The 24,098-nt window shown below is 69.9% G+C and carries 24 protein-coding genes; 14 read left to right on the forward strand and 10 right to left on the reverse strand.

What is annotated here, in order from left to right; translation table 11 throughout:
• Positions 1-227: 227 nt before the first annotated feature.
• The 3 genes from GGQ63_RS12815 (at position 228) to GGQ63_RS12825 (ending at position 3,872) form a co-directional block, all read left to right on the forward strand.
• Positions 228-1,181: a substrate-binding domain-containing protein gene (locus GGQ63_RS12815; RefSeq protein ID WP_425502076.1), complete on the forward strand. Its 954-nt coding sequence runs from the start codon at positions 228-230 to the stop codon at positions 1,179-1,181.
• An 86-nt stretch (positions 1,182-1,267) separates the two neighbouring features.
• Positions 1,268-2,842, forward strand: coding sequence for a sugar ABC transporter ATP-binding protein (locus tag GGQ63_RS12820; RefSeq protein WP_183856440.1), 1,575 nt, complete (start codon positions 1,268-1,270; stop codon positions 2,840-2,842).
• A gap of 10 nt (positions 2,843-2,852) precedes the next feature.
• Positions 2,853-3,872, forward strand: coding sequence for an ABC transporter permease (locus GGQ63_RS12825; protein ID WP_183856443.1), 1,020 nt, complete (start codon positions 2,853-2,855; stop codon positions 3,870-3,872).
• A gap of 42 nt (positions 3,873-3,914) precedes the next feature.
• On the opposite strand, the gene GGQ63_RS12830 is transcribed toward GGQ63_RS12825, so the two are convergent.
• The 3 genes from GGQ63_RS12830 to acnA form a co-directional block, all read right to left on the reverse strand.
• Positions 3,915-4,565 carry a carbonic anhydrase gene (locus GGQ63_RS12830; protein ID WP_183856445.1) on the reverse strand — a complete coding sequence of 217 codons (651 nt, stop codon included), beginning with the start codon at positions 4,563-4,565 and terminating at the stop codon, positions 3,915-3,917.
• 82 nt (positions 4,566-4,647) lie between these two features.
• Entirely contained in the window at positions 4,648-5,532 is an 885-nt protein-coding gene (pdxY, locus tag GGQ63_RS12835) for a pyridoxal kinase (RefSeq protein ID WP_246429771.1), read from the reverse strand.
• Positions 5,533-5,618: 86 nt separating this feature from the next.
• A complete protein-coding gene (acnA, locus tag GGQ63_RS12840) occupies positions 5,619-8,297 on the reverse strand; it encodes an aconitate hydratase AcnA (RefSeq protein WP_183856447.1) in 2,679 nt (892 codons plus the stop codon).
• A gap of 288 nt (positions 8,298-8,585) precedes the next feature.
• On the opposite strand from acnA, the gene ccmA reads away from it, so the two are divergent.
• Positions 8,586-9,221, forward strand: coding sequence for a heme ABC exporter ATP-binding protein CcmA (ccmA, locus tag GGQ63_RS12845; protein ID WP_183856449.1), 636 nt, complete (start codon positions 8,586-8,588; stop codon positions 9,219-9,221).
• Positions 9,218-9,868 carry a heme exporter protein CcmB gene (gene ccmB, locus GGQ63_RS12850; RefSeq protein WP_183856451.1) on the forward strand — a complete coding sequence of 217 codons (651 nt, stop codon included), beginning with the start codon at positions 9,218-9,220 and terminating at the stop codon, positions 9,866-9,868. The genes ccmA and ccmB overlap by 4 nt, the downstream gene beginning before the upstream one ends.
• A 3-nt stretch (positions 9,869-9,871) precedes the next feature.
• Here the strand turns inward: ccmB and GGQ63_RS12855 are convergent, their stop codons facing one another.
• The 3 genes from GGQ63_RS12855 to GGQ63_RS12865 are packed head-to-tail and all read right to left on the reverse strand — an operon-like array spanning position 9,872 to position 11,101.
• On the reverse strand, positions 9,872-10,048 hold the full coding sequence (locus GGQ63_RS12855) for a hypothetical protein (RefSeq protein ID WP_183856453.1): 177 nt from the start codon (positions 10,046-10,048) through the stop codon (positions 9,872-9,874).
• On the reverse strand, positions 10,038-10,913 hold the full coding sequence (locus tag GGQ63_RS12860; RefSeq protein WP_183856455.1) for a TauD/TfdA dioxygenase family protein: 876 nt from the start codon (positions 10,911-10,913) through the stop codon (positions 10,038-10,040). The genes GGQ63_RS12855 and GGQ63_RS12860 overlap by 11 nt, the downstream gene beginning before the upstream one ends.
• Complete coding sequence (locus tag GGQ63_RS12865; RefSeq protein WP_183856457.1) at positions 10,910-11,101, reverse strand: hypothetical protein; 192 nt, start codon at positions 11,099-11,101, stop codon at positions 10,910-10,912. The genes GGQ63_RS12860 and GGQ63_RS12865 overlap by 4 nt, the downstream gene beginning before the upstream one ends.
• A 280-nt stretch (positions 11,102-11,381) precedes the next feature.
• Here GGQ63_RS12865 and GGQ63_RS12870 point away from each other — a divergent pair, with 280 nt between their 5' ends.
• Both GGQ63_RS12870 and GGQ63_RS12875 read left to right on the forward strand, forming a co-directional pair.
• The gene (locus tag GGQ63_RS12870) at positions 11,382-12,788 is read left to right on the forward strand and encodes a pyridoxal-phosphate dependent enzyme (RefSeq protein ID WP_183856459.1); all 1,407 of its coding nucleotides are present in this window, start codon (positions 11,382-11,384) and stop codon (positions 12,786-12,788) included.
• Positions 12,785-13,951 carry a cystathionine gamma-synthase gene (locus tag GGQ63_RS12875; protein ID WP_183856461.1) on the forward strand — a complete coding sequence of 389 codons (1,167 nt, stop codon included), beginning with the start codon at positions 12,785-12,787 and terminating at the stop codon, positions 13,949-13,951. The genes GGQ63_RS12870 and GGQ63_RS12875 overlap by 4 nt, the downstream gene beginning before the upstream one ends.
• 9 nt (positions 13,952-13,960) lie before the next feature.
• On the opposite strand, the gene GGQ63_RS12880 is transcribed toward GGQ63_RS12875, so the two are convergent.
• The 3 genes from GGQ63_RS12880 to GGQ63_RS12890 all read right to left on the reverse strand — a co-directional run bounded on the left by GGQ63_RS12880 (position 13,961) and on the right by GGQ63_RS12890 (position 15,227).
• A complete protein-coding gene (locus GGQ63_RS12880) occupies positions 13,961-14,398 on the reverse strand; it encodes a hypothetical protein (protein WP_183856463.1) in 438 nt (145 codons plus the stop codon).
• A gap of 114 nt (positions 14,399-14,512) precedes the next feature.
• A complete protein-coding gene (locus tag GGQ63_RS12885) occupies positions 14,513-14,767 on the reverse strand; it encodes a hypothetical protein (protein WP_183856465.1) in 255 nt (84 codons plus the stop codon).
• A gap of 154 nt (positions 14,768-14,921) precedes the next feature.
• Positions 14,922-15,227 (reverse strand): hypothetical protein, encoded by a 306-nt coding sequence (locus GGQ63_RS12890; protein ID WP_183856466.1) that lies wholly within the window; start codon positions 15,225-15,227, stop codon positions 14,922-14,924.
• 162 nt (positions 15,228-15,389) lie between these two features.
• Between GGQ63_RS12890 and GGQ63_RS12895 the strand changes: the two genes are divergently transcribed.
• Positions 15,390-16,109, forward strand: coding sequence for a response regulator (locus tag GGQ63_RS12895; RefSeq protein ID WP_183856468.1), 720 nt, complete (start codon positions 15,390-15,392; stop codon positions 16,107-16,109).
• Positions 16,110-16,111: 2 nt separating this feature from the next.
• Positions 16,112-17,485 carry an ATP-binding protein gene (locus GGQ63_RS12900; RefSeq protein WP_183856470.1) on the forward strand — a complete coding sequence of 458 codons (1,374 nt, stop codon included), beginning with the start codon at positions 16,112-16,114 and terminating at the stop codon, positions 17,483-17,485.
• Here GGQ63_RS12900 and GGQ63_RS12905 read toward each other — a convergent pair.
• On the reverse strand, positions 17,472-17,981 hold the full coding sequence (locus GGQ63_RS12905; RefSeq protein ID WP_246429772.1) for an SH3 domain-containing protein: 510 nt from the start codon (positions 17,979-17,981) through the stop codon (positions 17,472-17,474). The genes GGQ63_RS12900 and GGQ63_RS12905 overlap by 14 nt on opposite strands.
• A gap of 296 nt (positions 17,982-18,277) precedes the next feature.
• Between GGQ63_RS12905 and GGQ63_RS12910 the strand changes: the two genes are divergently transcribed.
• From GGQ63_RS12910 to GGQ63_RS12930, 5 genes are all read left to right on the forward strand, one after another.
• Entirely contained in the window at positions 18,278-19,621 is a 1,344-nt protein-coding gene (locus GGQ63_RS12910) for an extracellular solute-binding protein (RefSeq protein ID WP_183856472.1), read from the forward strand.
• A gap of 150 nt (positions 19,622-19,771) precedes the next feature.
• A complete protein-coding gene (locus GGQ63_RS12915; RefSeq protein WP_183856950.1) occupies positions 19,772-20,656 on the forward strand; it encodes a carbohydrate ABC transporter permease in 885 nt (294 codons plus the stop codon).
• 11 nt (positions 20,657-20,667) lie between these two features.
• On the forward strand, positions 20,668-21,582 hold the full coding sequence (locus GGQ63_RS12920) for an ABC transporter permease subunit (protein WP_183856474.1): 915 nt from the start codon (positions 20,668-20,670) through the stop codon (positions 21,580-21,582).
• 205 nt (positions 21,583-21,787) lie between these two features.
• On the forward strand, positions 21,788-22,810 hold the full coding sequence (locus GGQ63_RS12925) for a sulfotransferase family 2 domain-containing protein (RefSeq protein WP_183856476.1): 1,023 nt from the start codon (positions 21,788-21,790) through the stop codon (positions 22,808-22,810).
• Positions 22,811-22,912: 102 nt separating this feature from the next.
• Entirely contained in the window at positions 22,913-24,022 is a 1,110-nt protein-coding gene (locus tag GGQ63_RS12930; RefSeq protein ID WP_183856478.1) for an ABC transporter ATP-binding protein, read from the forward strand.
• The last annotated feature ends 76 nt before the right edge of the window (positions 24,023-24,098 follow it).

Genomic DNA, 24,098 nt, shown 5'->3' on the forward strand with positions numbered 1-24,098 from the left:
CCATACGACGGCCGGAAGCTCGACCGCCGCATTCGACCTTCTAGCCGTCCCTCGCGATCCCGTCCACCATACGGATCGTCGCGCCCCCTGCCCGCAGGACGCGCAGCCTCCGCCGGCTTATGGAACACTGAATATCCTTTAGGCTTCGAACTAAATGGAAGCCATTTGAATCCGCTCCGTCACTCCGCCATTCTCCCGCCACCTCGTGACAGAGGGCTATGGGAGGAATGAGAATGCGGAAATTTGCTCGGATCATGCTCGCGGCCAGTGCGCTGGCCTTCGCGAGCCAGGCGCCCGCCATGGCGCAGGACAAGGTGACCATCCTGGCCTCGGTGCCGGGCCTCACCTTCCCCTTCTTCGTCCACATGATGAACGCCTTCAAGGCGGAAGCCGCCAATCTCGGCGTCGAGGTCATCGAGTCCGACGGCCAGGTCTCCTCGCCGAAGCAGACCGCCGACATCGAGGCGGCGATCGCCCGCGGCGTCAACGGCATCGTGATCAGCCCGAACGAGGTCGACGCGATGGCTCCGGCGCTGCAGCAGGCCGTCGACGCCTCGATCCCGGTCGTCACGGTCGACCGTCGCGTGGCGCAGGTGGACGGCATCCTCGCCCATGTCGGCGCGGACAACGTCAAGGGCGGCGAAGCGCAGGGCGAGCTGATCATGAAGCTGTTCCCGGACGGCGCCACGATCGTCAACCTGCAGGGCCAGTCGGGCGCCTCGCCGGCGATCGACCGCAACAAGGGCCTGCACAACGTGCTCGACCAGCACGCCGACAAGTACAAGATCGTCTTCGAGCAGACCGCGGGCTTCGACCGCGCCCGCGGCCTGTCGGTGACGGAAGCCGCGCTCGCCGGCATGGCCGAGCCGCCGCAGGTCATCGTCGCCGCGAATGACGACATGGCACTCGGCGCGATGGAGGCCGTCAAGGCCCGCAATCTCTCCGGCATCGCGATCATCGGCTTCGACGCCCTGCCCGAGGCGCTCGCCCAGGTGCGCGACGGCGGCCTGACCGCGACGATCGAGCAGTTCCCCGGCAAGCAGAGCGCCACCGGCGTGCAGATCCTCGTCGACTACATCAAGAACAAGAAGGAGCCGGCGGAGAAGCTGACGCTCCTCACCCCGGTCGCCGTGACCAAGGACAACCTCGACATCGCCGAGCGTCTCGGCGAGGTGAAGTAAGTCCGCAACGGATCGAACCGGTTCTCACGGCCGGCGGCGCTTCCCGCGCCGCCGGCCTTCACGATTATCGAGACGGGGTCTCATCCATGACCACCCAAGCCGGACCGCAGGCGGTGCCGCAGACCACGCCGCCGGCCGCACCGCTCCTGCGCATGACCGGAATCGGCAAGCGCTTCCCCGGCGTGATCGCGCTCGACGGCGTCGATCTCGAGGTCGGCGCGGCGGAGATCCATGCCCTGCTCGGCGAGAACGGCGCGGGCAAGTCGACGCTCCTCAAGATTCTCTCGGGCGCCCAGCCGCCCGATACCGGCACGATCACGCTCGGTGGCGACACGGTCGCCTTCCGCTCGCCGCATGAAGCGCAGATGCGCGGCATCGTGACGATCTACCAGGAATTCACCCTCGCCCCCAACATGACGATCGCGGAGAACGTCTTCATCGGCCGCGAGCCGGGCTCCCGCCTGTTCATGAACTGGAAGCGGATGGCCGAGGCGACGCGCGTCGTGACCGCCCGCGTCGGCCTCGAGCGCAGCCCGATGACGCTGGTGCGCGATCTCTCCGTCGCCGAACAGCAGATGGTCGAGATCGCCCGCGCGCTGTCGATGGATTCGCGGCTCATCGTGATGGACGAGCCGACATCGGCGCTTTCGGCCTCGGAGGTCGAGAAGCTGTTCGCGATCGTCCGCAAGCTGAAGGCGGACGGCATCTCCGTCATCTTCGTGACCCACCGCCTCGAAGAGGTGATGACGATCTGCGATCGCTATACGGTGCTGCGCGACGGCCGCCATGTCGGCAAGGGCGCCGTCGCCGAGACGAGCATCGACGGCATCATCCGGATGATGGTCGGCCGTGCCGTCGACACGTTGTTCAGCGGCCGCGAGAGCGCGACGCCGGGTCCCGTCGCGCTCGAGGCGAAGGGCATCACCCGCCGCCGCCACGCGCAGGATCCGCACGCGATCGAGCTCGACGGCGTCTCGCTCGCGGTGCGCGAGGGCGAGATCCTCGGCATTGCCGGGCTCGTCGGTGCCGGCCGCACCGAGACGGCGCGCGCGATCTTCGGCGCCGACCCGTTCGACGCGGGAGAGGTGCTGATCGGCGGGCAGAAGGTGTCGATCCGCACGCCGCAGGACGCGATCCGTGCCGGGGTCGGCCTGGTGCCGGAGGACCGCAAGCAGCAGGCGCTGTTCCTGTCGCTCGCCATCCGCACCAATCTGTCGATCGCCGCGCTCGACCGGATCGACCGCTTCGGCATCTTCATCGACCACAAGAAGGAGACGGCGCTCGTCGAGGAGTACAAGAAGCTCCTCAACATCCGCATGGCGAGCCCGGAACAGCTGGTCGGCAATCTGTCCGGCGGCAATCAGCAGAAGGTGGTGCTCGCCCGCTGGCTGGCGCTGCGCCCCAAGGTGCTGATCGTCGACGAACCGACCCGCGGCATCGATGTCGGCGCCAAGGTCGAGGTGCACAATCTTCTCTTCGAGATGGCGAAGACCGGCATCGCCGTGATCGCCATCTCGTCCGAACTGCCGGAGATCCTCGCCGTCTCCGACCGCATCGTGACGATGCGGGAGGGCCGCGTGACCGGGGAGGTCAGCCGGGCCGAGGCGAACGAAGAACGCTTGATGACGCTGATGACGCTCGGCCGGGCCAAGGCGGCGTGAGGGGGAAGCTATGGCTGATGTGAAACGTGATACGCCCGCCGCGCCGGGATTCGACCTGTTCGGCTTCCTCGCCCGCTTCGCGCCGCTGATCTTCCTCGTCGTGCTGATGGCGGTGTTCTACCTGCTCGAGCCGCGCTTCCTGTCGCAGGTCAACCTCTTCAACGTGATGCGGCAGGTCTCGATCACCGGCCTGCTCGCGATCGGCATGACCTTCGTCATCCTGACCGCCGGCATCGACCTGTCGATCGGCTCGCTGCTCGCCTTTGCCGGCCTCGTCGCCGCGGCGGTGGCGAAGGGCGGCCTGCAGGACCGCTTCACGGTCGGCGAGGACGCCGTCGGCTATGGCTGGCAGCTCGCCGCGCTCGCGGCGATCGCGATCGGCATCGCCGGCGGCTGGCTGCAGGGCGTCGCCATCACGCGGCTCAAGGTGCCGCCCTTCGTCGTCACCCTCGGCGGCATGTCGGTGTTTCGCGGCGCGGCGCTGCTGTTCGCCGCCGGCGGCCCGATCTCCGGCTTCGATCGCGCCTTCACCTGGTGGGGCCAGGGCTATATCGGCCCGGTGCCGGTGCCGGTCGTGGTGTTCCTCGTCGCCGCGGTGATCGCCCATATCGTGCTGCGCTACACGCGCTACGGCCGCAAGGTCTATGCGGTCGGCGGCAATCCGGAAGCCGCGCGGCTCGCCGGCCTCAACGTCAACCGGATCATCCTGTCGGTCTATGTGATCATGGGCTTCTTCGCCGGGCTCGGCGCCTTCGTGCTCGCGGCGCGGCTCAATTCGGCGGAGGCGGTGGCCGGCACCGGCTACGAGCTCACCGTCATCGCCTCGGTGGTGATCGGCGGCACGAGCCTCTTCGGCGGCGTCGGCTCGGTGTTCGGCACGGTGATCGGTGCGTTGCTGATCGGCGTGCTCTTGAACGGCCTCGTGCTGATGAACGTGTCGTCCTATATCCAGCAGATCATCATCGGCGTGATCATCGTGCTGGCGGTCGCCTTCGACACCTTCGCCAAATCGCGCCGGCGGCGCGCGTAACGACGCGAAGGACCCGCGAGGGCGGGTCCTTCGCTTTTCGGCTCAGGGGGCGGCGACCTCGAACCGGCCGGTCGCCTGATCGAGCACCCAGAGATCGCCGGCCGAGATGTCGAACCATGCCCCGTGCAGCTCGACCTCGCCGATCTCCTCGAGTGCGGCGATCTTCGGAAAGCTCTTCAGATTGGTGATCGCCTGGCGGATCGAGGCGAATTCGAGCGCCCGCTGCCGGTCCGCCTCGGCGGCGGGATCGTCACAGGCGAGCGCCTCGGCCGGCTTGAGCAGCGAGATCCAGCGGCCGATATAGTCGCCGCCCGGCAGCGGCGCCTGGCCGGCCTTGGTCGACAGATAGGCCGAGACGCCGCCGCAGCGGCCGTGACCCATCACCACGATATGGCGGACGCGCAGCGCCATCACGCCATATTCGATCGCCGCCGAGGTGCCGTGGAACTCGCCGTCCGGATCGTGCGGCGGCACGAGATTGGCGACGTTGCGCACCACGAACATCTCGCCCGGCGCCGCATCGAAGATCGTCTCCGGCGCCGCCCGGCTGTCGCAGCAGGCGACCAGCATGATCTGCGGCCGCTGCCCGGCCTCGGCGAGGACGCGATAGCGTCGCTCTTCCAGCGGCAGGCGATCCTTGCGGAAGGCGCGATAGCCCTGGATCAGGCGGCTCGGGAAGACGGCGCTGTTCATCGGAATCTCCCGCATTGCAGCAGAACGGTGGAGCAATAGCGCCGGGCCGCGCGGCGGTCGAGAGGCGGCGTCGCCCGCCCGCTCAGCACGACGCGCCGGCGAGCCCGTCGATCAGGACGGCCTCGGCCGGCGCGACGAGGGCATCCTGGCGGAGCGCGAGCGGCAGGGCGTCGGCGCCGGTCTCCGCCGCCGCCCGGGCGAGGGCGAGCACGCGGGCCGCCGCGCCACGGAGCGCCTCCGCCTCGCCCTCGCCCGCGCCCGCGACGAGGCCGGCGAGCAGCAAAGCTGCAAAGAGATCGCCGGTGCCGTTCGGCACGCCCGCGATCCGGTCGTGGCGGGCGTCGAGCACGCGCTCGGGCGTCACGAGAAGCGTCGCGATCGTTTCGCCCTCCGTCGCGGCGGAGGTGACGGCGACGCGCGGCCGGCCGAGCGACCGGGCGCGGGCGACCGGATCGCCGGGCGCGTCGGCTCCGGCGAGGAAAGCGAGTTCGGTCGGATTGGGCGTGACGATGTCGGCGAGCGGCAGCAGGCGGTCGCGCATCGCCGCCGCGACGGGTTCGGGCACGTAGAGGCGGCCGCCATCGCCGAGCACCGGATCGAGCAGATAGAGGGCGGCCGGGTTCGCCCGCTTGACGGCGGCGACGAGGCCGGCGATCGCTTCGGCCTGCGCGGCGTCGCCGAGATAGCCCGACAGGATGCCGCCGATCTCGGCGCGGCGCGGCGAGGCCGCGAGATCGGCGAGAAGGGCGGCGAAAGCGGCGGGCTCCGGCACGATCCGCGTGCCGGGGCCGTGGCCGGGATGCCAGGGCAGCGTCACGGTCGAGAGCGACCAGACCGGAAAGCCGAGACGCTCCAGCGCGAAGACGGCGGCGCGGCCGCCGACCGCGCCGCGCACCACCGTGCTCGACAGAACGAGAATGGCGGGCTTGCGCCCGGTTGTGGGGCCGGGCTGCAGGAATCGATGCAAGATCGACGCTCCGGGCGGATCGCTCCGGCGGCACCGGAGGAACCCGCCGCCGGCCAGGCCGGCGGCGGGATACGGACGCCGCCCGATCAGGCGACGAGGTTGCGCAGCACGTAGTGCAGGATGCCGCCATTGCGGAAGTAATCGAGCTCGTCGAGCGTATCGATGCGGCAGAGCAGCGGCACCTCGATCGTCCGCCCGTCGGCGAAGGCGATCTCGGCGACGAGCGTCTGGCGCGGCTTGACCGTCTCGATGCCGCGGATCGTCACCGTCTCGTCGCCCTTCAGGCCGAGCGTCTGCCAGGAGGTGCCCTCCTCGAAGACGAGCGGCACGATGCCCATGCCGACGAGGTTCGAGCGGTGGATACGCTCGAAGGACTGCGCGATCACGGCGCGCACGCCGAGCAGGTTGGTACCCTTCGCCGCCCAGTCGCGCGACGAGCCGGTGCCATATTCGCGGCCGGCGAAGACGACGAGCGGCACGCCCTCGGCCTTGTAGGCCATGGCGGCGTCGTAGATCGACATCTCCGTGCCGTCCGGCTGGTGGATCGTCAGGCCGCCTTCCTTGCCGCCCAGCATCTGGTTCTTGATGCGGATATTGGCGAAGGTGCCGCGCATCATCACTTCATGATTGCCGCGGCGGGTGCCGTACTGGTTGAAATCGACCACCGCGACGCCGTGATCGGTCAGATATTTGCCCGCCGGCGAGGCGGGCTTGATCGAGCCGGCCGGCGAGATGTGGTCGGTGGTGATCGAATCGAGGAACAGGCCGAGCACGCGCGCATCGACGATGTCGGAGAGCGCCCGCGGCTCGCGGCCCATGCCGACGAAATAGGGCGGGTTCTGGACATAGGTCGAGCCCGGATCCCACGTATAGGTCTCGCCCTTCGGCGCCTCGATCGCCTGCCAGTTGGCGTCGCCCTTGAAGACGTCGGCGTATTTCTCCTCGAACATCGCCTTGGTGACGTTTTCGCGGATGAAGGTCGCGATCTCCGCCGAGCTCGGCCAGATGTCCTTGAGGAAGACCGGCGTGCCGTCCTTGTCGGTGCCGATCGGCTCGCGCGTCAGGTCGAGCTGCAGCGAACCGGCGAGCGCATAGGCGACGACGAGCGGCGGCGAGGCGAGGTAGTTCGCCTTGACGTCCGGATTGACCCGGCCCTCGAAGTTGCGGTTGCCCGACAGCACCGCCGCGGCGACGAGGTCGTGCTCGTTGATCGCCGCCGAGATCGGCGCCGGCAGCGGGCCGGAATTGCCGATGCAGGTGGTGCAGCCGAAGCCGACCAGGTTGAAGCCGAGCGCGTCGAGTTCCTTCTGCAGGCCCGAGGCGGCGAGATATTCCGCCACCACCTGGCTCCCCGGCGCGAGCGAGGTCTTCACCCAGGGCTTCGAGGCGAGACCGCGGGCGACCGCGTTGCGGGCGAGAAGGCCCGCGGCGATCAGGACCGACGGGTTGGAGGTGTTGGTGCAGGAGGTGATGGCGGCGATCGTCACGTCGCCATGGCCGAGCGTATAGGCGGCATCGGGCACCGGCACGCGCTTGGCGGCGTCGCCCGGCTTCTTGAACTCGCCCTCGAGCGCGGCGAGGAAGCCGCTCTTCGCGTCGGACAGCAGCACGCGATCCTGCGGCCGCTTCGGACCGGCGAGCGAGGGCAGCACGGTCTCGAGATCGAGCTCGAGCGTGTCGGTGAACACCGGATCGGCGGTCTCGGCCGTCCGCCACAGGCCCTGCGCCTTCGCATAGGCCTCGACGAGCGCGATGCGGTCGGCGGCGCGCGCGGTCTCGTCGAGATAGGCGATGGTCTCGGAATCGACCGGGAAGAAGCCGCAGGTGGCGCCATACTCCGGCGCCATGTTGGCGATCGTCGCCCGGTCGGCGAGGGTGAGGTTCGAAAGGCCCGGGCCGTAGAACTCGACGAACTTGCCCACGACGCCCTTCTTGCGCAGCATCTGGGTGACGGTGAGCACGAGGTCGGTCGCCGTCACGCCTTCCTTCAGCCGGCCGTCGAGCTTGAAGCCGATCACCTCGGGGATGAGCATCGAGATCGGCTGGCCGAGCATCGCCGCCTCCGCCTCGATGCCGCCGACGCCCCAGCCGAGCACGCCGAGGCCGTTCACCATCGTCGTATGGCTGTCGGTGCCGACGAGCGTGTCCGGATAAGCCACCGTGTCGGCGCCGTCCGTACCGGTCCACACCGTCTGGGCGAGATATTCGAGATTGACCTGGTGGCAGATGCCGGTGCCGGGCGGCACGACGCGGAAATTCGAGAAGGCCGACTGGCCCCATTTCAGGAAGCGGTAGCGCTCCTGGTTCTGCTCGTATTCGCGGTCGACATTCTTCTGGAAGGCCTGCGCATTGCCGAAGAAGTCGACGACAACGGAATGGTCGATGACGAGGTCGACCGGGACGAGCGGGTTGATCTTCTCGGGATCGCCGCCGAGCATCCTCATCGCGTCGCGCATCGCCGCGAGATCGACGACCGCGGGCACGCCGGTGAAGTCCTGCATCAGCACGCGGGCCGGGCGGAAGGCGATCTCGCGGTCGCTCTTCTTCGCCACCGCCCATGCCGCCATGGCGCGGATGTCGTCCGCCGTGACCGAGCGTCCGTCCTCGTTGCGCAGCAGGTTCTCGAGCAGAACCTTCAGCGAGAAGGGCAGGCTGCCGACGCCGGGGAGCCCGTTCTTCTCCGCCTCGACCAGGCTGTAATAGACATAGGTCTTGTCACCGACCGCGAGGGTCTTGCGCGATTTGAAGCTGTCGAGAGAAGGCACGGCGGATCGGTTCCTCGTTCGGCGCGGGCGGCACGCGCTCCGATGCACGAAACGTGCCCGGAGGCGCCCCGCAGTCCGAGAGGACGGCGCGCGAAAAACCGCGCGATCCCGCGCTCGGTGGTGACGCTCAGTCTGGCAGGTCCCCGCGGCCGGCGGCCGGGGTTGCCGCGTATATAGGGAATTTCGTAAGGAGAAGCCAGACCAACGAAAGTCGGCGCGCTTGGAACGCTTCGAATCTCGGCAGACCGCCCTCCCGCCCGCCGTTTCCGGATCCTGCCGGACGGCGCGATGAGGCTCGCGATCGAGCGGCTCGCGGTCGAGCGCGGTGGCCGGCCGCTCTTTTCCGGACTCTCCTTCACCCTCGGGCCGGGCGAGCTCCTGGTCGTCGAAGGGCGCAACGGCGCCGGCAAGTCGAGCCTCCTGCGCGCGATCGCCGGGCTGCTGCACCCCTCGGAAGGGACCATCACGATCCAAAGCGAGGCCATTGCCGGCCGCACCGCCCCGCAGCCCGAGCAAGGCCCCGCCGGCCCGCTCTGCCACTATCTCGGGCATCTCGACGCCCTGAAGCCCACGCTTTCGCTCGCCCGCAATCTGCGCCTGTGGCGCCATGTCGAGGGCGCGCCGGACATGACGATCGAGACGGCGCTCGAGATGGTCGGCCTCGACGGGCTCGGCAGCCTGCCGGCGGCCTGGCTCTCCGCCGGCCAGAAGCGGCGCGCCGCGCTCGCCCGGCTGCTCCTCGTTCGCCGGCCGCTCTGGCTGCTCGACGAACCGACCGCGGCGCTCGACATCGCGGGCGAGGCGCTGCTCGGCGGACTGATCGTGCGCCATCTCTCGGCGGGCGGCGTGGCGATCGTCGCGACCCATCAGCCATTGCCGATCCCCGCCTCGACGACGCTGATGCTCGGGGCGCCGCAGCGATGACGCTCTTCCTCGCGCTCGTGCGTCAGACGATCCGTGCCGCCTTCGGCCAGGGCGGCGGCGCTTTCACGGGCCTGCTCTTCTATTTCAGCGTCGTCGCCACCCTGCCCTTTGCGATCGGGCCGGACCCGGCGACGCTTTCCCGCATCGCGCCGGCCATGCTGTGGCTCGGTGCCCTGCTGGCGACGCTGTTCGGCCTCGACCGGCTGTTCCAGGACGATCGCGACGATGGCGGGCTCGACCTGCTCGTGCTCTCCGGCCTGCCGCTCTCGCTCGTCGTGCTCGCGAAGAGCCTCGGCCATCTCGTCGCCACCGGCGTGCCGCTGCTCCTCGGGGCGCCCCTCTTCGGGCTGATGCTCGGCCTCGATGCGGGGGCGATCGGCTGGAACGTCGCGGCGCTCGCGCTCGGCCTGCCGGCGCTCACCTTCATCGGCGCGATCGGCGCGGCGCTGATGGTGCCGCTGCGCCGCGGCGGCCTGCTCGTCGCCGTGCTGATCCTGCCCTTCACCGTGCCGGTGCTGATCTTCGGCGTTGCCGCCGCCGGTGCCGAGACGAGCCAGCCCATGCTGCTCCTCTCCGCCCTCTCGCTCGCCGCCACCGTGCTCGGTCCGGCCGCGGGCGCGGCAGCGCTCGCCGCCGCGCTCGACTGAGGATCAGCGCGCCGCCGCGCCCTCCCCGAGACCGGCGGTGGCGACCAGCTCGGCCGTCACCGGTCCACGCCACGGCAGGCCGGTGACGATCGCGAGCACGAAGAGATAGGCCGCCGCGATCGGCACGAGCACCAGGCCCCGCCGCCAGAAGGGGGAGGCGACGGCGGGACTAGAGGCCATGGCGCGCGCGCCAGAGAATGAAGCGTCCCGCTGCCGGCGCCGCGCGCACGAGCACGAAGCGCGGATCCCAATGCAGCAGATCGCCGGCGGCGAGCCGATGATGCCACACCGCCGAGGCGCCGATGCCATACTCCCACAATTCGTCGATCAGCCTTTCGGCGGCCGCCGCGGAAAGCCCGGCAATGCGCGCGCCGCGAAGATCGCCGAGCTGAAGCGCGGCGCGGCCGGTCTCCGGATCGACGAGCACCAGCGGCCGGCCGGCGGGCGCCGTCGAGCCGCCGGGCCGGGCACCACGCAGGACCGACAGGTCGCGCGCCTTCGCCTTCAGCCCTTCCGGCAGGCGCTGATAGGCCTCGAAGGCCGAGATGAAGGCGAGCGTCCCGGCCTCCTCGGCCGCTTCGATCGCGTAGAGACAGACGCCACCCTCATGCGCCGCGGCATCGAGGCCGCCCCGCCACCTGTCATCTCCGGCGGCGAGCCCATTGCGCGCCGTGCCGCCCCAGGCGACATTCGACACGACCTCGAGCTCCGGCCAGCCGGGCAGCATGGTCGCCCCCGTCGAGGAGGAGGCCGCGGCGAGCGGGGGGCCGAAGACGGCCGCATAGTCGACGAGCTGTCGGCTCGACAGCGTCTGGTCGCGCAGAACGAAGACGCCATAGGTGGCGAGAGCCCGGCGCAGCAGCGCCCTGGTCGCGGCATCGGGCGGCGTCGCGAGGTCGACGCCGTCGATCTCGGCGGCGATGAACTCGCCCTGAGGCCGGATCGCGAGCTCGGCCGATGGATCGGCGTCGAGCCCGAAGGGCGGCAGGGCGACGACGCGGCCGCGCTCCGGCGCGGCCGTCCGGCGGTTCGGGAGAGCCCTCATCGCCAGGCCCAATAGGCGAGCGACCACACGAGATCCGAGCTATCTTCCCCGGCAGGATCGGACCCGCCGCCCGCCGGCGCCGCAGGGCGGCGGCTCCAGAACTTCCAGTTCGCCGGCGCCTTCTCCGGGACCGCTCCCTCCTCGGATCGGTCGGCGATCAGGCGGCTCGGCACGCTGAGCACGCTCATTTCCAGCATCATTTCCCAAGCCCTCCGTATGCGCCTCGAAGGGCGCGTTCATTCTCGATCGGGGCCGGGGCGCGGATGTCGGACACGCCCCACGATCAGGCTGATGCGTGTCGAAAGCCTTGTCAAGTATCTCGACATAACTGGTCGGGATTAATACGGAACGACAGTGCCCGATGGCCGATTGCGATTCGCCAGGAAGCGACTAGATCGGGGAAGCAACCACGCTTCGGCGATGGGCGGGGCCGCCTCCCCGACCGGCCGCGGCAGAACGGAGGCGACCATGAGCGATCCGAAGGCGAGCCGGCCCGCGCCCCTGCGGCCCCCGGTCCGTTCGAGCCTCGACCTGATCGGCGGCACGCCGGTGGTCGAGCTCTCCCGCTTCGACACCGGACCCTGCCGGCTGTTCGTCAAGCTCGAGAGCCAGAACCCCGGCGGCTCGATCAAGGACCGCATCGCTTTGTCGATGATCCGCGCCGCAGAGGCCGACGGACGGCTCAGGCCCGGCGGCACGATCGTCGAGGCGACGGCGGGCAATACCGGACTCGGCCTCGCCCAGGTCGGCCTGCCGCAGGGCTATCGGCTGATCCTCGTCGTTCCCGACAAGATGTCGCGCGAGAAGGTGCAGCATCTGCGCGCCCTCGGCGCCGAGGTGCGCACCACCCGCTCCGATGTCGGCAAGGGCCATCCCGACTATTACCAGGACATGGCCGAGCGGATCGCCGCCGAGGAAGGCGGCTTCTACGTCAACCAGTTCGGCAATCCGGCCAATCCGGCGGCGCACGAGACGACGACCGGTCCGGAGATCTTCGAGCAACTCGGCGGCGATGTCGACGCGGTGGTGGTCGGCGTCGGCTCGGGCGGCACGCTGTCGGGCATCGGCCGCTACATGAAGCGCGTGTCGCCGAAGACCGAGATGGTGCTCGCCGATCCGAAGGGCTCGGTGCTCGCCCCGCTCGTCGAGCGCGGCGAGACGATCGAGCCAGGCGCTTGGGCGGTCGAGGGCATCGGCGAGGATTTCGTGCCCCCCAATTGCGACCTTTCCCTCGTTTCGAAGGCCTATACGATCGACGATGTCGAGAGTGTCGATACCGCCCGCGCCCTGCTCGCGAAGGAGGGCATTCTCGCCGGCTCCTCCTCGGGCACGCTGCTCGCCGCGGCGCTGCGCTATTGCCGCGCGCAGGCCGAGCCCAAGCGGGTCGTCACCTTCGTCTGCGACAGCGGCAACAAGTATCTCTCCAAGGTGTTCAACGATGTCTGGCTGGCGCAGCAGGGCCTCGCGCACCGCACCCGCCACGGCGACCTGCGCGACCTGATCGCGAAGAGCTTCGCCGAGGGCGGCAGCGTCACCGTCGCGCCGGACGAAACCATCGCCACCGCCTATGCCCGCATGCGCTCGGCCGATGTGTCGCAGCTGCCGGTGATCGAGAAGGGCCGGCTCGTCGGCCTGATCGACGAGAGCGACCTCCTCGCCAAGCTCGGCGCGCCGGCCGGCGCGGCGCACGACTTCACCGCCCCGGTGCGCAGCGCGATGACGACGGCGCTGCACACGATCGACGCCGCCGCGCCGCTCGCCGCGCTGTCGCCGATCTTCGAACGCAACGAAGTGGCGATCGTGATGGACGGCGACGAGTTCGTCGGCCTCATCACCCGCATCGACCTGATCAACCATCTGAGGCTCGATCCGTGACCCAGTCCGACCGACCGAACCGCCTGGCCTTCGACACCCGCACCATCCATGGCGGCCAGAGCCACGACCCGCTGACCGGCGCGGTGATGGTACCGATCTACGCCACCTCGACCTATGCGCAGGAGAGCCCGGGCGTCCACAAGGGCTTCGAATACGCCCGCTCGCAGAACCCGACGCGCTTCGCCTTCGAGCGGGCGATCGCCGATCTCGAGAGTGGCGAGGCGGGCTTTGCCTTCGCCTCCGGCCTCGCGGCGATCTCGACGGTGCTCGAACTGCTCGATGCCGGCGCCCACATCGTCGCCACCGACGATCTCTATGGCGGCACGTTCCGCCTGCTCGAACGGGTGCGCAAGCGCTCGGCCGGCCTCTCGGTCTCCTTTGCCGATTTCACCGACCTCGCCGCGGTCGAGGCGGCGATCCGGCCGGAGACGCGCCTGCTGTGGGTCGAGAGCCCGACCAATCCGATGCTGCGCATCATCGATCTCGAGGCGATCGCCGATCTCGCCCGCCGGCGCGGGCTTCTGACCGTCGCCGACAACACGTTCGCCAGCCCCTATGTCCAACGGCCGCTCGAACTCGGCATCGACATCGTCGTGCACTCGACGACCAAATATCTGAACGGCCATTCCGACATGGTGGGCGGCGCCGCCGTGGTGCGCGACGCGGCGCTCGCCGAGAAGCTCAAATTCCTGCAGAACGCGATCGGCGCGATCTCCGGGCCGTTCGACAGCTTCCTCGCGCTGCGCGGCCTGAAGACGCTCGCGCTCCGGATGGAGCGGCACAGCCGCAACGGCCTCGCCATCGCCCGCTGGCTCGAGGGCCGGCGCGACGTCCGCCGCGTGCTCCATCCCGGGCTCGAAAGCCATCCGCAGCACGCCCTCGCGAAGCGGCAGATGCGCGCCTTCGGCGGCATGATCACGGTCGAACTCGACCGCGACCTCGCGGCGACGAAGCGGTTCCTCGAGCGGGTGCGGATCTTCGCGCTCGCCGAGAGCCTCGGCGGGGTCGAGAGCCTGATCGAGCATCCGGCCACCATGACGCACGCCTCGATCCCGGCGGAGACGCGACGGGCGATCGGCATCTCGGATTCGCTCGTCCGCATCTCGGCCGGCATCGAGGCGGAGGAGGATCTGATCGCCGATCTCGAGCAGGCGCTGCGCTGAGCCGCGCGCTCACTCCTCGAGCGTGACGGTGTGGGCCTGGAGGTCGATGCGGACCGGAAGCATCTCCTCCGGTTCCATATTGCCCTCTTCGTCCATCAGCCGCACCGGCACGTCGAGGCGCAGCCCCCGCGCCGGATCATAGTCGCGCCGCGCCGCCGCCACATCGACGGTGGTGAAGCCGACGATCGCCCGGCACTGCGCGCCGCCGAGCGGATCGTCCGGATCGGGAAGCACGATGGCGATGCCGGCCGAGCAGCACGCCGGCTCGAGCATGTCGATGTTGTAGAGCGTGACGAGCCCGTCATAGACGGTCACCGCATTGTCGGCGACCGGGGCGGCGACGTTCGTCAGGCCGACGTGAAGGTCGTCACAAGGCACGAAATCCTCCGCCAGCGCGGGCGCCGCGGCGACCAGGAAGAGGGCGAGGAGGAGAGTGCGTCGGGGCATTGGCGGCCGGGCTCGGTTGCGGATCGGCCGCAGGCTAACGCAGCGTCAGGCAGGCCGCCAGAGCCCTCACTGCCGCGACGGAACCACGGCCCGCCTTCCGGCCGGCCGCGCCGCTCAGTCGGCCTTCGCGGCGCGCGCCGCCGCGGCGCTTTCGAGCGCGGCGAGGCAGGCCGGCGAGAAGACGTCCGCCTTCTCGCGCGCGCATTGCAGGAGCCGGCCGCCGCCCGGCCGCACGCCGGCGCAGTGGGCGCGGAAATCCGCCTCGCAGAGACGGCGGATCTCGCCCCGGCTCTGGGCGGCGGCAACGGTGGGAAGAGCCGTCGGCAGAAGAACGAGCAGGGCGGTGGCGAACCAGGTGGCACGGATCATCGAGAGGATCTCCGGAAGGGGACGGGAGGGTGTGCGGAACGGGCGCCGGCCGGCGAGGGACCCGGTCGCCGCGGAGGGGCGGCTCCCGCGACCGGACCGGTCGGGCGGCGCCCGTTCCGTCGACGCCCGCCGGCGGGCGGACGCCGGCCCGGGCTCAATAGCGGGTGAACGAGCCCGAGCGGTGGCGGACCACGCCGTTGCGGCGTGTGACGGTCCGGTCGTAGCTGAAGGAATCCGGACCGGTGCGGGTGATCGAGCCGTCCACCGTGCGGGTCCGGCCATAGGGTCCGGTCGCCGAATAGGAGCGCTCGCAGTGGCCGTCGGCGCAGTATCCGGAGCCGTGCGCCTCGGAAAAGCCGCGCGGACCCCAGGCATAGACGTCGCGCTCCCAGGCCGCCGCACTGCCGGCCGAAAAGCCGAGCGCGACGAGGGCGAAGGCCGCGAGGGGGATCGTCTTCATGGTTCTCTCCATCGTGGAAGGGCCGAATGGCGGCCCCGGTGCGGACGAGTGTCGCGGGCGGGCTTTGCCCGGCTTTTGCAGACGGGCGCTCTTTCGTTACGTTTTGTTGCAGCGGCCGCGGCCCCGCTTGCGGCCGGGCCGACCGGCGCTATCGTCGCCGCCATGGCCGACACCATGCTCCTGATCGTCGAGGACGACCGCGAGATCCGCGCCCTGCTCGCCGATTTTCTCGGCCGGGAGGGCTTCGCGGTGGAGACGGCGGAGAGCGGCGCGGCGATGGACCGCCTGCTCGCCCGGCTGACCCCGGATCTCGTCCTGCTCGACCTGATGCTGCCGGGCGAAGACGGCCTGTCGATCTGCCGAAGGCTGCGCGCCCGCGACGCCGCGCTGCCGATCCTGATGCTGACGGCGAAGGACGAGGACGTCGACCGCATCGTCGGCCTCGAACTCGGTGCCGACGACTATCTCGGCAAGCCGTTCAACCCGCGCGAGCTGCTCGCCCGCATCCGGGCGCTGTTGCGCCGCAGCCGCGCGAGCGAGGCGGCGGCTCGGCCGCTTCGACGACGGAAGCGTTTCGGCGGTCTGATCGTCGACCTCGATGCGCGGCGCGTCGAAGGCGAGGGCGGCGTCCGCCTGCCGCTGACGAGCGCGGAGTTCGACCTCCTCGCCTGCCTGATCGAGCATCCGCACCGCGTGCTGTCGCGCGACCAGTTGCTCGACTGGACGCGCGGCCGCGCCGCCGACCCGTTCGACCGCACGATCGACGTCACCGTCTCGCGGCTGCGGGCGAAGCTCAGCCAGGCCGCAGAACACGTGGACGGGCTGATCACCACGGTGCGCAATGCCGGCTATCTGTTCTCGGGCGATGTCGAGGACCTCTGAGCATGGCCCGGCTCGGCCTCGTCGGCCGCATCATGCTGATCGTCACTGCGGCACTGGTGGCGATCCAGCTCGCCGCGCTCGCCGCCTCCTACGGCGAGCGGGACGGCTGGTTCGGGACCGGCCGCGGCGTGCCCGTGGTCGGTTCGGTGGTGGCGCTCGCCCGTCTGCTCGACCCGCTGACGCCCGCCGAACGCACCCTCGCTCTCGCGGCGGCGGAGGCGGGCGGGCTGACCGCCGCGATCCTCGACGCGCCGCCCGTCGACGCCGATGAGGCCTATGAACTGCGGCGGGTCCGCGGCCTGCTCGAGCGCGGCCTCGCCGCGGAGGGGCTCGGGGGACGCTTCGCCCGCGTTGACCTCGTGCCGGACGATGAGGACGACCCGATCGCCCGCGGCCCGCTGCGGCGGCTGATCGGGCGCCACGTCCGTGTCGTCGTCGGCCTCGCTGACGGACGCTATCTCGCCGTCGGCTTCGCCGACCGGCTGACGCTGCGCCTCTTCGGCCTGCCGCTCGGCTTCCTCGCCGGTCTGCTCGGCCTCGGCGTCGCCGCACTCGCCATCATGGCGGTGGCGCGCGAGATGCGGCCGCTCAGCCGGCTCGCCCGGCGCGTCGAGACGATCGGCACGACGACCGAGCCGCTGCCGCTCGAGCGAACGGGTGCCCGCGAGGTGCGCGCCCTGATCGAGGCGATCAACCGCATGCAGGCGCGCATCGCCGGCCTCGTCGACGGCCGCACGCTGATGCTCGGCGCCATCTCGCACGATCTGCGGACCTATCTGACCCGGCTGCGGCTGCGCGGCGAGATGATGCCGCAGGGGACGCTGCGCGACGGCGTGATGCGCGACGTGGAGGCGATGCGCGATCTCGTCGAGGACACGCTCCTCTTCGCCAAGGCGAGCCTCGAGCCGGACCGCAGCCCGACCGACGCCGCCGCCGTCGCGGCCGAGATCGTCGAGGCCCGGAGGGCGGCGGGCGCCGCCGCAGCGCTCGATGCGCCCGACGGGCCGGTTCCGGTGCCGCTCGGACGGCCGGCGCTCACCCGCGTGCTCGACAATCTCGTCGACAACGCGCTCGCCTATGGCGGGGAGGCGAGCGTGCGGATCATCCGTGCAGCCGACGGCGCCGCGCTCCTGACCGTCGCCGACCGCGGCCCCGGCATCCCGGCCGCCGAGCGCGAGCGGGTATTCGAGCCCTTCTTCCGGCTCGAAGGCTCGCGCAGCCGCGAGCACGGCGGCACGGGTCTCGGTCTCACCATCGTGCGCCAGCTGGTCGCAGCGGCGGGCGGCGGCGTGACACTCGACGAACGGCCGGGCGGCGGGCTCCTCGCCGCCGTACGATTCCCGGCCGGCGGCGACGAGGGCCTCAGTCGCGGATGATCGTGCCGTGCCGCACCCAGCGCCCGCCGTGCGGCCCGCGCACGACATAGCCGTAGCGGCAACGCTCGTCGTTGCAGACGACGCCACCGCGCACCCGCGGTGCCGTGTTATAGCGGGGCCAGTCGCCATACCACGGGCGCCCGACATAATAGCGGTCCCAATAGGCGCGCGAGAAATCGACGGTGACGATGCCGACCGCAGGCGCCACGGCCGGACCGAGCACCACCGGCCGCCCCCGATAGAGCACTTCGAGATAGGCGGCGGCGACCCAGCCGCGCCAGCCGGCGAAGCCGACATCGCACCATGTCGCGCCGCGCACGCAGCCATAGGCGGTCACCCGCGCTCCGGCGGGCAGCGTCGTCACCACCGGATAGCCGACGGACGGCCCGGCGCGCAGATTGACGTCGGTCACCGCGACGGCGCGGACCGCGGCCTCGGCGGTGCCGATTCCGGTGAACATCAGGAAGAGCGAGAGGAAGAGGCGTCGGACGAGCATGATGCGGCTCCTGTCGGATGAGCGCCCGCGGGCGCGGATCGGACGAGCCTGCCGCCGCACCTTTGCTGCGCGATGTCCGACGCGTGACGAGGTACTGCCGAATGTTGCAGCGCCGCAATCTGCACGGCTGTGCAGGGTCCCGAAAGGGACGGAAAGCCCGCGGCGCTCCGCGATTTCAATCATTTCGCCGGCTTATGACCGCCGGAGTCCGTCACAGTAGTGTTGCGCGGCTTCTCTAACTCCCCTCTTGTGCGCCGCGAAAAGGCGCTCGTCCACGTGCACTCCGAGGGGCACCGATGAAAGCCAAGCTCTTTGCTGCGGCCGCGCTCGCCGCGCTGTTCGCCGCCGGTCCGGCCGCGGCCGAAAAGACCAAGATCGACTTCTGGTTCGGCAATTCGGGCGATATCGCCAAGCGCGTCCAGGAGCAGTGCGATCGCTTCAACCAGTCGCAGGCCGACTATGAGGTCGTCTGCACCAGCCAGGGCTCCTACGACGCCTCGCTGCAGAACACCATCGCCGCCTTCCGCGCCGGCAAGCAGCCGACCATCGCCCAGGTGTCGGACGCCGGCACCCTCGACATCATGCTGTCCGGCGCCTTCTATCCGGCCAACAAGCTGATGGCCGACAACGGCATCGATGTCGACTGGAACGACTACTTCTCCGGCATCCGCGCCTATTACGCGACGTCGAAGGGCGAGATGTATTCCTTCCCCTTCAACTCGTCGACGGCGCTGCTCTACTGGAACAAGGACGCCTATGGCAAGATCGGCAAGGATCACGCCCCGGCGACCTGGGAAGAGGCCGCGGCCGATTTCAAGGCGCTGAAGGAGGCCGGCTACGCCTGCCCGCTCGGCTTCAACATCTCGCGTGACGAGATGTGGCAGTACGAGGAGCAGTTCCTCGCGGTCCACGGCGAGCCGATCGCCACCAAGAACAACGGCTTCGGCGGTCTCGATGCCGAGCTGATCTTCAACAAGGGCAAGTGGGTCCAGTTCGTCAAGGACCTCAAGGGCTGGTACGACGCCGGCTACGCCGTGATCAAGTCGAAGGACACCGGCCAGACCTTCGTCGAGGCCTTCGCCGCCGGCGACTGCCAGACGATCCTGACCTCGGTCGGCGACCACGGCAATATCGGCCGCACCGCCAAGGAAGGCATGAACTGGGGCGTCGCCATGCTCCCGGTCTATGAGGGCACCGCCCGCAAGAGCTCCTTCGTCGGCGGCGCCTCGCTCTGGGTGCTGTCGGGCAAGTCGGATGCCGAATACAAGGCCGCCGCCGCGTTCTTCCAGTTCATCGCGAAGCCGGAAGAGGCGCTCACCTGGTCGACCGTGACCGGCTACATCCCGGTCCGCAACTCCGGCTACGAATACCTCGTCAAGAACGGCTTCTACGACAAGGCGCCGTATCAGGGCCGCGAACTGGCGATCAAGAGCCTGACCGCTTCGCCGGCCGACGGCACCACGCCGGGCGGCATCCGCCTCGGCGGCCTGCTGCAGATCCGCCAGGAGATCTCGAACGGCATGCAGGCGATCTTCGTCAACAATGCCGACATCCAGGCCTCGCTCGACGAGGCCGCGGCGCGCGGCAACCAGATCCTGCGCCGGTTCGAAGAGACCTACGCCGGCAAAGAACTGCCGTAGTCGATCGCCGGAGGCCGCGCCGTCCACGGCCCGGCCTCCCTCTTTCCCGCCCCGGCGGGACCGTCGGGCGGATCGCGGATGAACCGACCGCCCGACGGACCCGCCCGGCGGCTGACGGGGCCCGAGGCGCACGAGCGACGGATCACCGAGTTGGAAAAGCGCGTCACCTTCTCCTCGACGACCATCGGCCTCCTCTTCGCCCTGCCGATGCTCGCCCTGATCTTCGTCTTCTTCTACTGGCCGAGCGGCCAGGCGCTGTTCTGGGCCTTCACGCTCGAACAGCCCTGGGGCGGCGGCAACCGCTTCGTCGGCTTCCGCAACTTCATTCAATTGCTCGAAGACCCGGTCTATTGGGGCTCGATCGCCCGCAGCCTCGTCTTCGGTCTGTCCTCCACCGTGCTCGCCATGGGCGTCGCGCTCCTGCTCGCCCTTTTCACCGACCGCGAGCTGCGCGGCTCGCGGCTCTATCGCACCGTCTTCGTCTGGCCCTACGCGATCGCCGCGCCGGCGCTCGGCCTCGCCTTCCGCTTCATCCTCGCGCCCGAGGCGGGCCTTCTCTCGCTGATCAACCATGCCTGGCCGGGCCTATGGAACCCGGCGCTCGACGGCAAGGACGCGATGATCGCCGTGATCGTCGCCTTCTCGTGGAAATATGTCGGTTACAATTTCATCTTCTTCCTCTCCGCGCTGCAGGGCATTCCCCGCGCGCAGATCGAGGCGGCGGCGATGGACGGCGCGGGACCGCTCCGCCGGATGCGCGACATCCAGCTGCCGCTGCTGACGCCGACGCTGTTCTTCCTCCTCGTGATCAACATCACCGAGAGCTTCCAGGATTCCTTCGGCATCGTCGACATCATGACCCAGGGCGGCCCGGCCCGCGCCACCGAGCTGATGGTCTACAAGATCTATTTCGACGGCTTCAAGGGACTCGACTATTCCGGCGCCGCTGCGCAGTCGATCATCCTGATGCTGCTCGTCATCATGCTGACCGTGCTGCAGTTCCGCTTCATCGAGCGGCGCGTGCACTATAAGTGAACGAGGCCGCCATGGTCGAACGCACGCCGATCTTCAATGCCCTATGCCAGATCGTACTGTTGCTCGGGCTCGCGATGGCGCTGCTGCCCTTCGCGATCGTGATCATCGCCGCGACGCACGACCTGCGCACCGTCAACATCGTGCCGCTGCCGCTCACCCCGGGCAGCCATTTCCTCGACAATATCGCCGAGGCCTGGGTGCGCGCCGATCTCGGCCGCAAGCTCTTCAACAGCGTCGTCTTCGCCGGCTGCGTCGCGGCGGGCAAGGTGATCCTGTCGGCGATGGCCGCCTTCGCGATCGTCTATTTCCGCTTTCCGGGCCGCGCCGCGATCTTCTGGGCGATCTTCATCACGCTGATGCTGCCGCTCGAGGTGCGCATCGTGCCGACCTACTCGGTGGCGGCGAATGCGCTGCAGCCCTTCCAGGCGATCTTCGACGTCGTCGGCCTGACCGGCCTCGTCGAGCGGCTGACCGGCTATCGGATCGCGCTCGAATGGCCGCTGCTCAATTCCTATCCCGGCCTCATCCTGCCGCTCGTCGCGACCGCCACCGGAACCTTCCTTTACCGCCAGTTCTACCTCACCATTCCCGAGGAGCTCGCCGAGGCGGCGAAGATGGACGGCTCCGGCCCGCTCCGCTTCTTCCTCGACATGCTGCTTCCACTCTCCCGGCCGAACATGATCGCGCTCTTCACCATCATGTTCGTCTGGGCCTGGAACCAATATCTCTGGCCGCTCCTCGTCACCACCGACCCGAATTTCGGCATCGCCGTGACCGAGCTGAAGACGCTGATCCCCTCCGAATTCGGCCTGCCGGACTGGAACGTCGCGATGGCCGGCACGCTCCTCATCATGCTGCCGCCGCTGGTGCTCGTGATCCTCATGCAGCGCTGGTTCGTCCGCGGCCTCATCGCCTCGGAGAAGTGACGGCGTCATGGCCGCCCTCGCCTCCATCCCCGTCGGTGGCCGGCCTCGCCGGGCGGCCGACGCCCTCGACCGCACGCGGCTCCGGCGGTCCGCTGCGGACGGCCTCGCGCGGCGCGGCTATAGTCCGCTGCGGAAGGTCGGGGGCGACCTCCGCCGCAGGACACCGCGGGTGGCGTCCTGCGTCGATCGGGGCGGGGATGCAGAGATGGCGATCACGCGCGAGGCGGTCGTGTGGGGATATCGGTTCGTGCTCGGCCGCGAGCCGGAATCCGAAGCCGCGATCAAATGGCACAGGCGGGCGGAGAGCGTCGCCGCGCTGCGCCGCACACTGATCTCTTCCGAGGAGTTCCGCGATCTCGTCCCGCCGGGACCCGATCGTGCCGGCGGCATGATCGCCGCGCCGCTGCAGCCGGCCGTTGTGTTCGTCCATATCCCGAAATGCGCCGGCACGACGCTGCATCACGCGCTGATGGCGCATTACGGAGCGGCCGCCTGTGCGGAGCGGCGGAACGGCCTCGGCAACTGGCCGGCGGCGGCGCTCGCGCAACACCGCTTCTTCTCGGGCCATTTCGACATCGCGAGCCTCGTGCTGATCCCCGGGCCGGCTCCCTCCGTCGTGACCCTGCTGCGGCGTCCTGCGGAACGCCTCGTCTCGCTCTACCGGTTTCTGCGCTCGCACACGGCGATGTCGATCGCCCCTGTCGCGGAGAGCATGGGGCTGGCGCGGCTGGCGTGGGATCACGATCCGGTGTCCTTCTTCCGCCACCCGGAGCTCGTGCGCCACCCCTCCATCAACAACGCCATGGTCCGCCAGCTCTCGGGACCGCTCCCGGACCGGCATTGGGAGGCCTGGCACCCGGCGCGGCCCCTCGGGCCTTCGCCGACCGACCGGGATCCGGAACGGGCGCTGCGGACCGCGATCGACCGGCTGAGCGACATGACGGCGTTCGGCCTCGTCGAACGGATGGAGCGCTCGATCGCCCACATCTTCGCCGCCCTCGCTTTGCCGCCGCCGGCCTCGGTCGAGCGGCTGCGGGAGACGGATCGCATCGCGCGCGAAGAGCCGCTGCTCGCACCCGCTCCGCCGGTCGCCCGGACGCCGCAGCTGGCCGAGGCGCTCGCCCCGCACATCGATCTCGACGACCGCCTCTATGCCGCCGCCGCGGCGCTGTTCGAACGACGGGTCGGCGCGGACGCGCCGGCCTCCGAGCCTCCCGCCCGGCCATGATCTCGACCATGCCGAGCGCATCAACCCCGCCGCCGGTGCTCGTGATCCTCGTGCAGCACGCGTTCGTCCGCGGCCTCATCGCCACCGAGAAGTGAGGGCATCATGGCCTCCGTCACGCTCCGCGCCGTCAAGAAGAGCTATGGCAAGAACGCCGTGGTGCACGGCGTCGATCTCGATATCCCCGCCGGCACCTTCGTCGTCATTCTCGGCCCGTCCGGCTGCGGCAAGTCCACGCTCCTGCGCATGATCGCCGGGCTCGAGGAGATCACCGCGGGCGAAGTCGCGATCGGCGGGCGCATCGTCAACCGGCTCGAGCCGCGGCGCCGCGGCTGCGCCATGGTGTTCCAGAACTACGCCCTCTATCCGCACATGACGGTCGCCGAGAACATCGGCTATGCGCTGAAGGTCGCCGGCCTCTCGCAGGCGGAGCGCCGCGCCCGGGTCGAGAAGGTGGCGGAAAGCCTCGGCCTCGCGCCCTTCCTCGATCGCAAGCCGGCGGCGCTCTCCGGCGGCCAGCGGCAGCGCGTCGCGATGGGGCGGGCGATGATCCGCGAGCCCTCGGTCTTCCTCTTCGACGAGCCGCTCTCCAATCTCGACGCGCGGCTGCGCGTGCAGATGCGGGCCGAGATCCGCCGCCTGCACCAGCGGCTCGGCGCCACCTCGATCTTCGTCACGCACGACCAGGTCGAGGCGATGACCCTCGCCGATCTTCTCGTCGTGATGAACGAGGGCCGCATCGAGCAGGCCGGCTCTCCGGCCGAGCTCTATGCGAAGCCGATCAGCCGCTTCGTCGCCTCCTTCGTCGGCGCGCCGCCGATGAACCTGATGGACGGCCGGATCGCCGCCAATGGCGAGTTCCTCTACGACGAGCCGCGCCGGCTCGCGCTCCCCGCCGGCCTGCCGCTCGCCGCGGGAACGCTGCTCACCGTCGGCATCCGCCCCGAGGCGGTGACGATCGTCGCGCCGGGGGCACCGGGCTCGATCCGCGCCACCGTCGACGTCGTCGAGGAACTCGGTGCCGGCCGCGTCGTTCACCTCGAACTCGCCGGGCAGCCCTTCGCCGTGGCGACCGCGGGTGCGGTCACGGTGCGGCCCGGCGAGGCGGTCGGCCTCGTTCTTCCCGCCGAGACGCTGCACGTCTTCGAGAACGGCTCCGGCAAGCGGCTCGACATTACGGCGCGTCCCGCCGAGCCGGCTGCGCTTTCGGCCTGAACGCCGGCGTCTTGATCTGCCGCAAGGCCGCGGCGGACCCGATCGGCGAGAGTTCCCCATCCACGAGGGACACGCC

This window comes from Prosthecomicrobium pneumaticum (assembly GCF_014199915.1).
Classification (GTDB): domain Bacteria; phylum Pseudomonadota; class Alphaproteobacteria; order Rhizobiales; family Kaistiaceae; genus Prosthecomicrobium; species Prosthecomicrobium pneumaticum.

Excerpts from the sequence above, each read along its gene's own strand:
- ccmA (WP_183856449.1), top strand. The coding sequence starts at position 8,586 with ATGAGGCTCGCGATCGAGCGGCTCGCGGTCGAGCGCGGTGGCCGGCCG.
- GGQ63_RS12925 (WP_183856476.1), top strand. The coding sequence starts at position 21,788 with ATGGCGATCACGCGCGAGGCGGTCGTGTGGGGATATCGGTTCGTGCTC.
- GGQ63_RS12855 (WP_183856453.1), bottom strand. The coding sequence starts at position 10,048 with ATGGCCTCTAGTCCCGCCGTCGCCTCCCCCTTCTGGCGGCGGGGCCTG.
- GGQ63_RS12890 (WP_183856466.1), bottom strand. The coding sequence starts at position 15,227 with ATGAAGACGATCCCCCTCGCGGCCTTCGCCCTCGTCGCGCTCGGCTTT.
- GGQ63_RS12820 (WP_183856440.1), top strand. The coding sequence starts at position 1,268 with ATGACCACCCAAGCCGGACCGCAGGCGGTGCCGCAGACCACGCCGCCG.
- GGQ63_RS12860 (WP_183856455.1), bottom strand. The coding sequence starts at position 10,913 with ATGAGGGCTCTCCCGAACCGCCGGACGGCCGCGCCGGAGCGCGGCCGC.
- GGQ63_RS12825 (WP_183856443.1), top strand. The coding sequence starts at position 2,853 with ATGGCTGATGTGAAACGTGATACGCCCGCCGCGCCGGGATTCGACCTG.
- GGQ63_RS12885 (WP_183856465.1), bottom strand. The coding sequence starts at position 14,767 with ATGATCCGTGCCACCTGGTTCGCCACCGCCCTGCTCGTTCTTCTGCCG.
- GGQ63_RS12895 (WP_183856468.1), top strand. The coding sequence starts at position 15,390 with ATGGCCGACACCATGCTCCTGATCGTCGAGGACGACCGCGAGATCCGC.
- GGQ63_RS12900 (WP_183856470.1), top strand. The coding sequence starts at position 16,112 with ATGGCCCGGCTCGGCCTCGTCGGCCGCATCATGCTGATCGTCACTGCG.
- GGQ63_RS12830 (WP_183856445.1), bottom strand. The coding sequence starts at position 4,565 with ATGAACAGCGCCGTCTTCCCGAGCCGCCTGATCCAGGGCTATCGCGCC.
- GGQ63_RS12815 (WP_425502076.1), top strand. The coding sequence starts at position 228 with ATGAGAATGCGGAAATTTGCTCGGATCATGCTCGCGGCCAGTGCGCTG.
- GGQ63_RS12905 (WP_246429772.1), bottom strand. The coding sequence starts at position 17,981 with ATGCTCGTCCGACGCCTCTTCCTCTCGCTCTTCCTGATGTTCACCGGA.
- GGQ63_RS12930 (WP_183856478.1), top strand. The coding sequence starts at position 22,913 with ATGGCCTCCGTCACGCTCCGCGCCGTCAAGAAGAGCTATGGCAAGAAC.
- GGQ63_RS12910 (WP_183856472.1), top strand. The coding sequence starts at position 18,278 with ATGAAAGCCAAGCTCTTTGCTGCGGCCGCGCTCGCCGCGCTGTTCGCC.
- GGQ63_RS12880 (WP_183856463.1), bottom strand. The coding sequence starts at position 14,398 with ATGCCCCGACGCACTCTCCTCCTCGCCCTCTTCCTGGTCGCCGCGGCG.
- GGQ63_RS12920 (WP_183856474.1), top strand. The coding sequence starts at position 20,668 with ATGGTCGAACGCACGCCGATCTTCAATGCCCTATGCCAGATCGTACTG.
- GGQ63_RS12865 (WP_183856457.1), bottom strand. The coding sequence starts at position 11,101 with ATGAGCGTGCTCAGCGTGCCGAGCCGCCTGATCGCCGACCGATCCGAG.
- ccmB (WP_183856451.1), top strand. The coding sequence starts at position 9,218 with ATGACGCTCTTCCTCGCGCTCGTGCGTCAGACGATCCGTGCCGCCTTC.
- GGQ63_RS12870 (WP_183856459.1), top strand. The coding sequence starts at position 11,382 with ATGAGCGATCCGAAGGCGAGCCGGCCCGCGCCCCTGCGGCCCCCGGTC.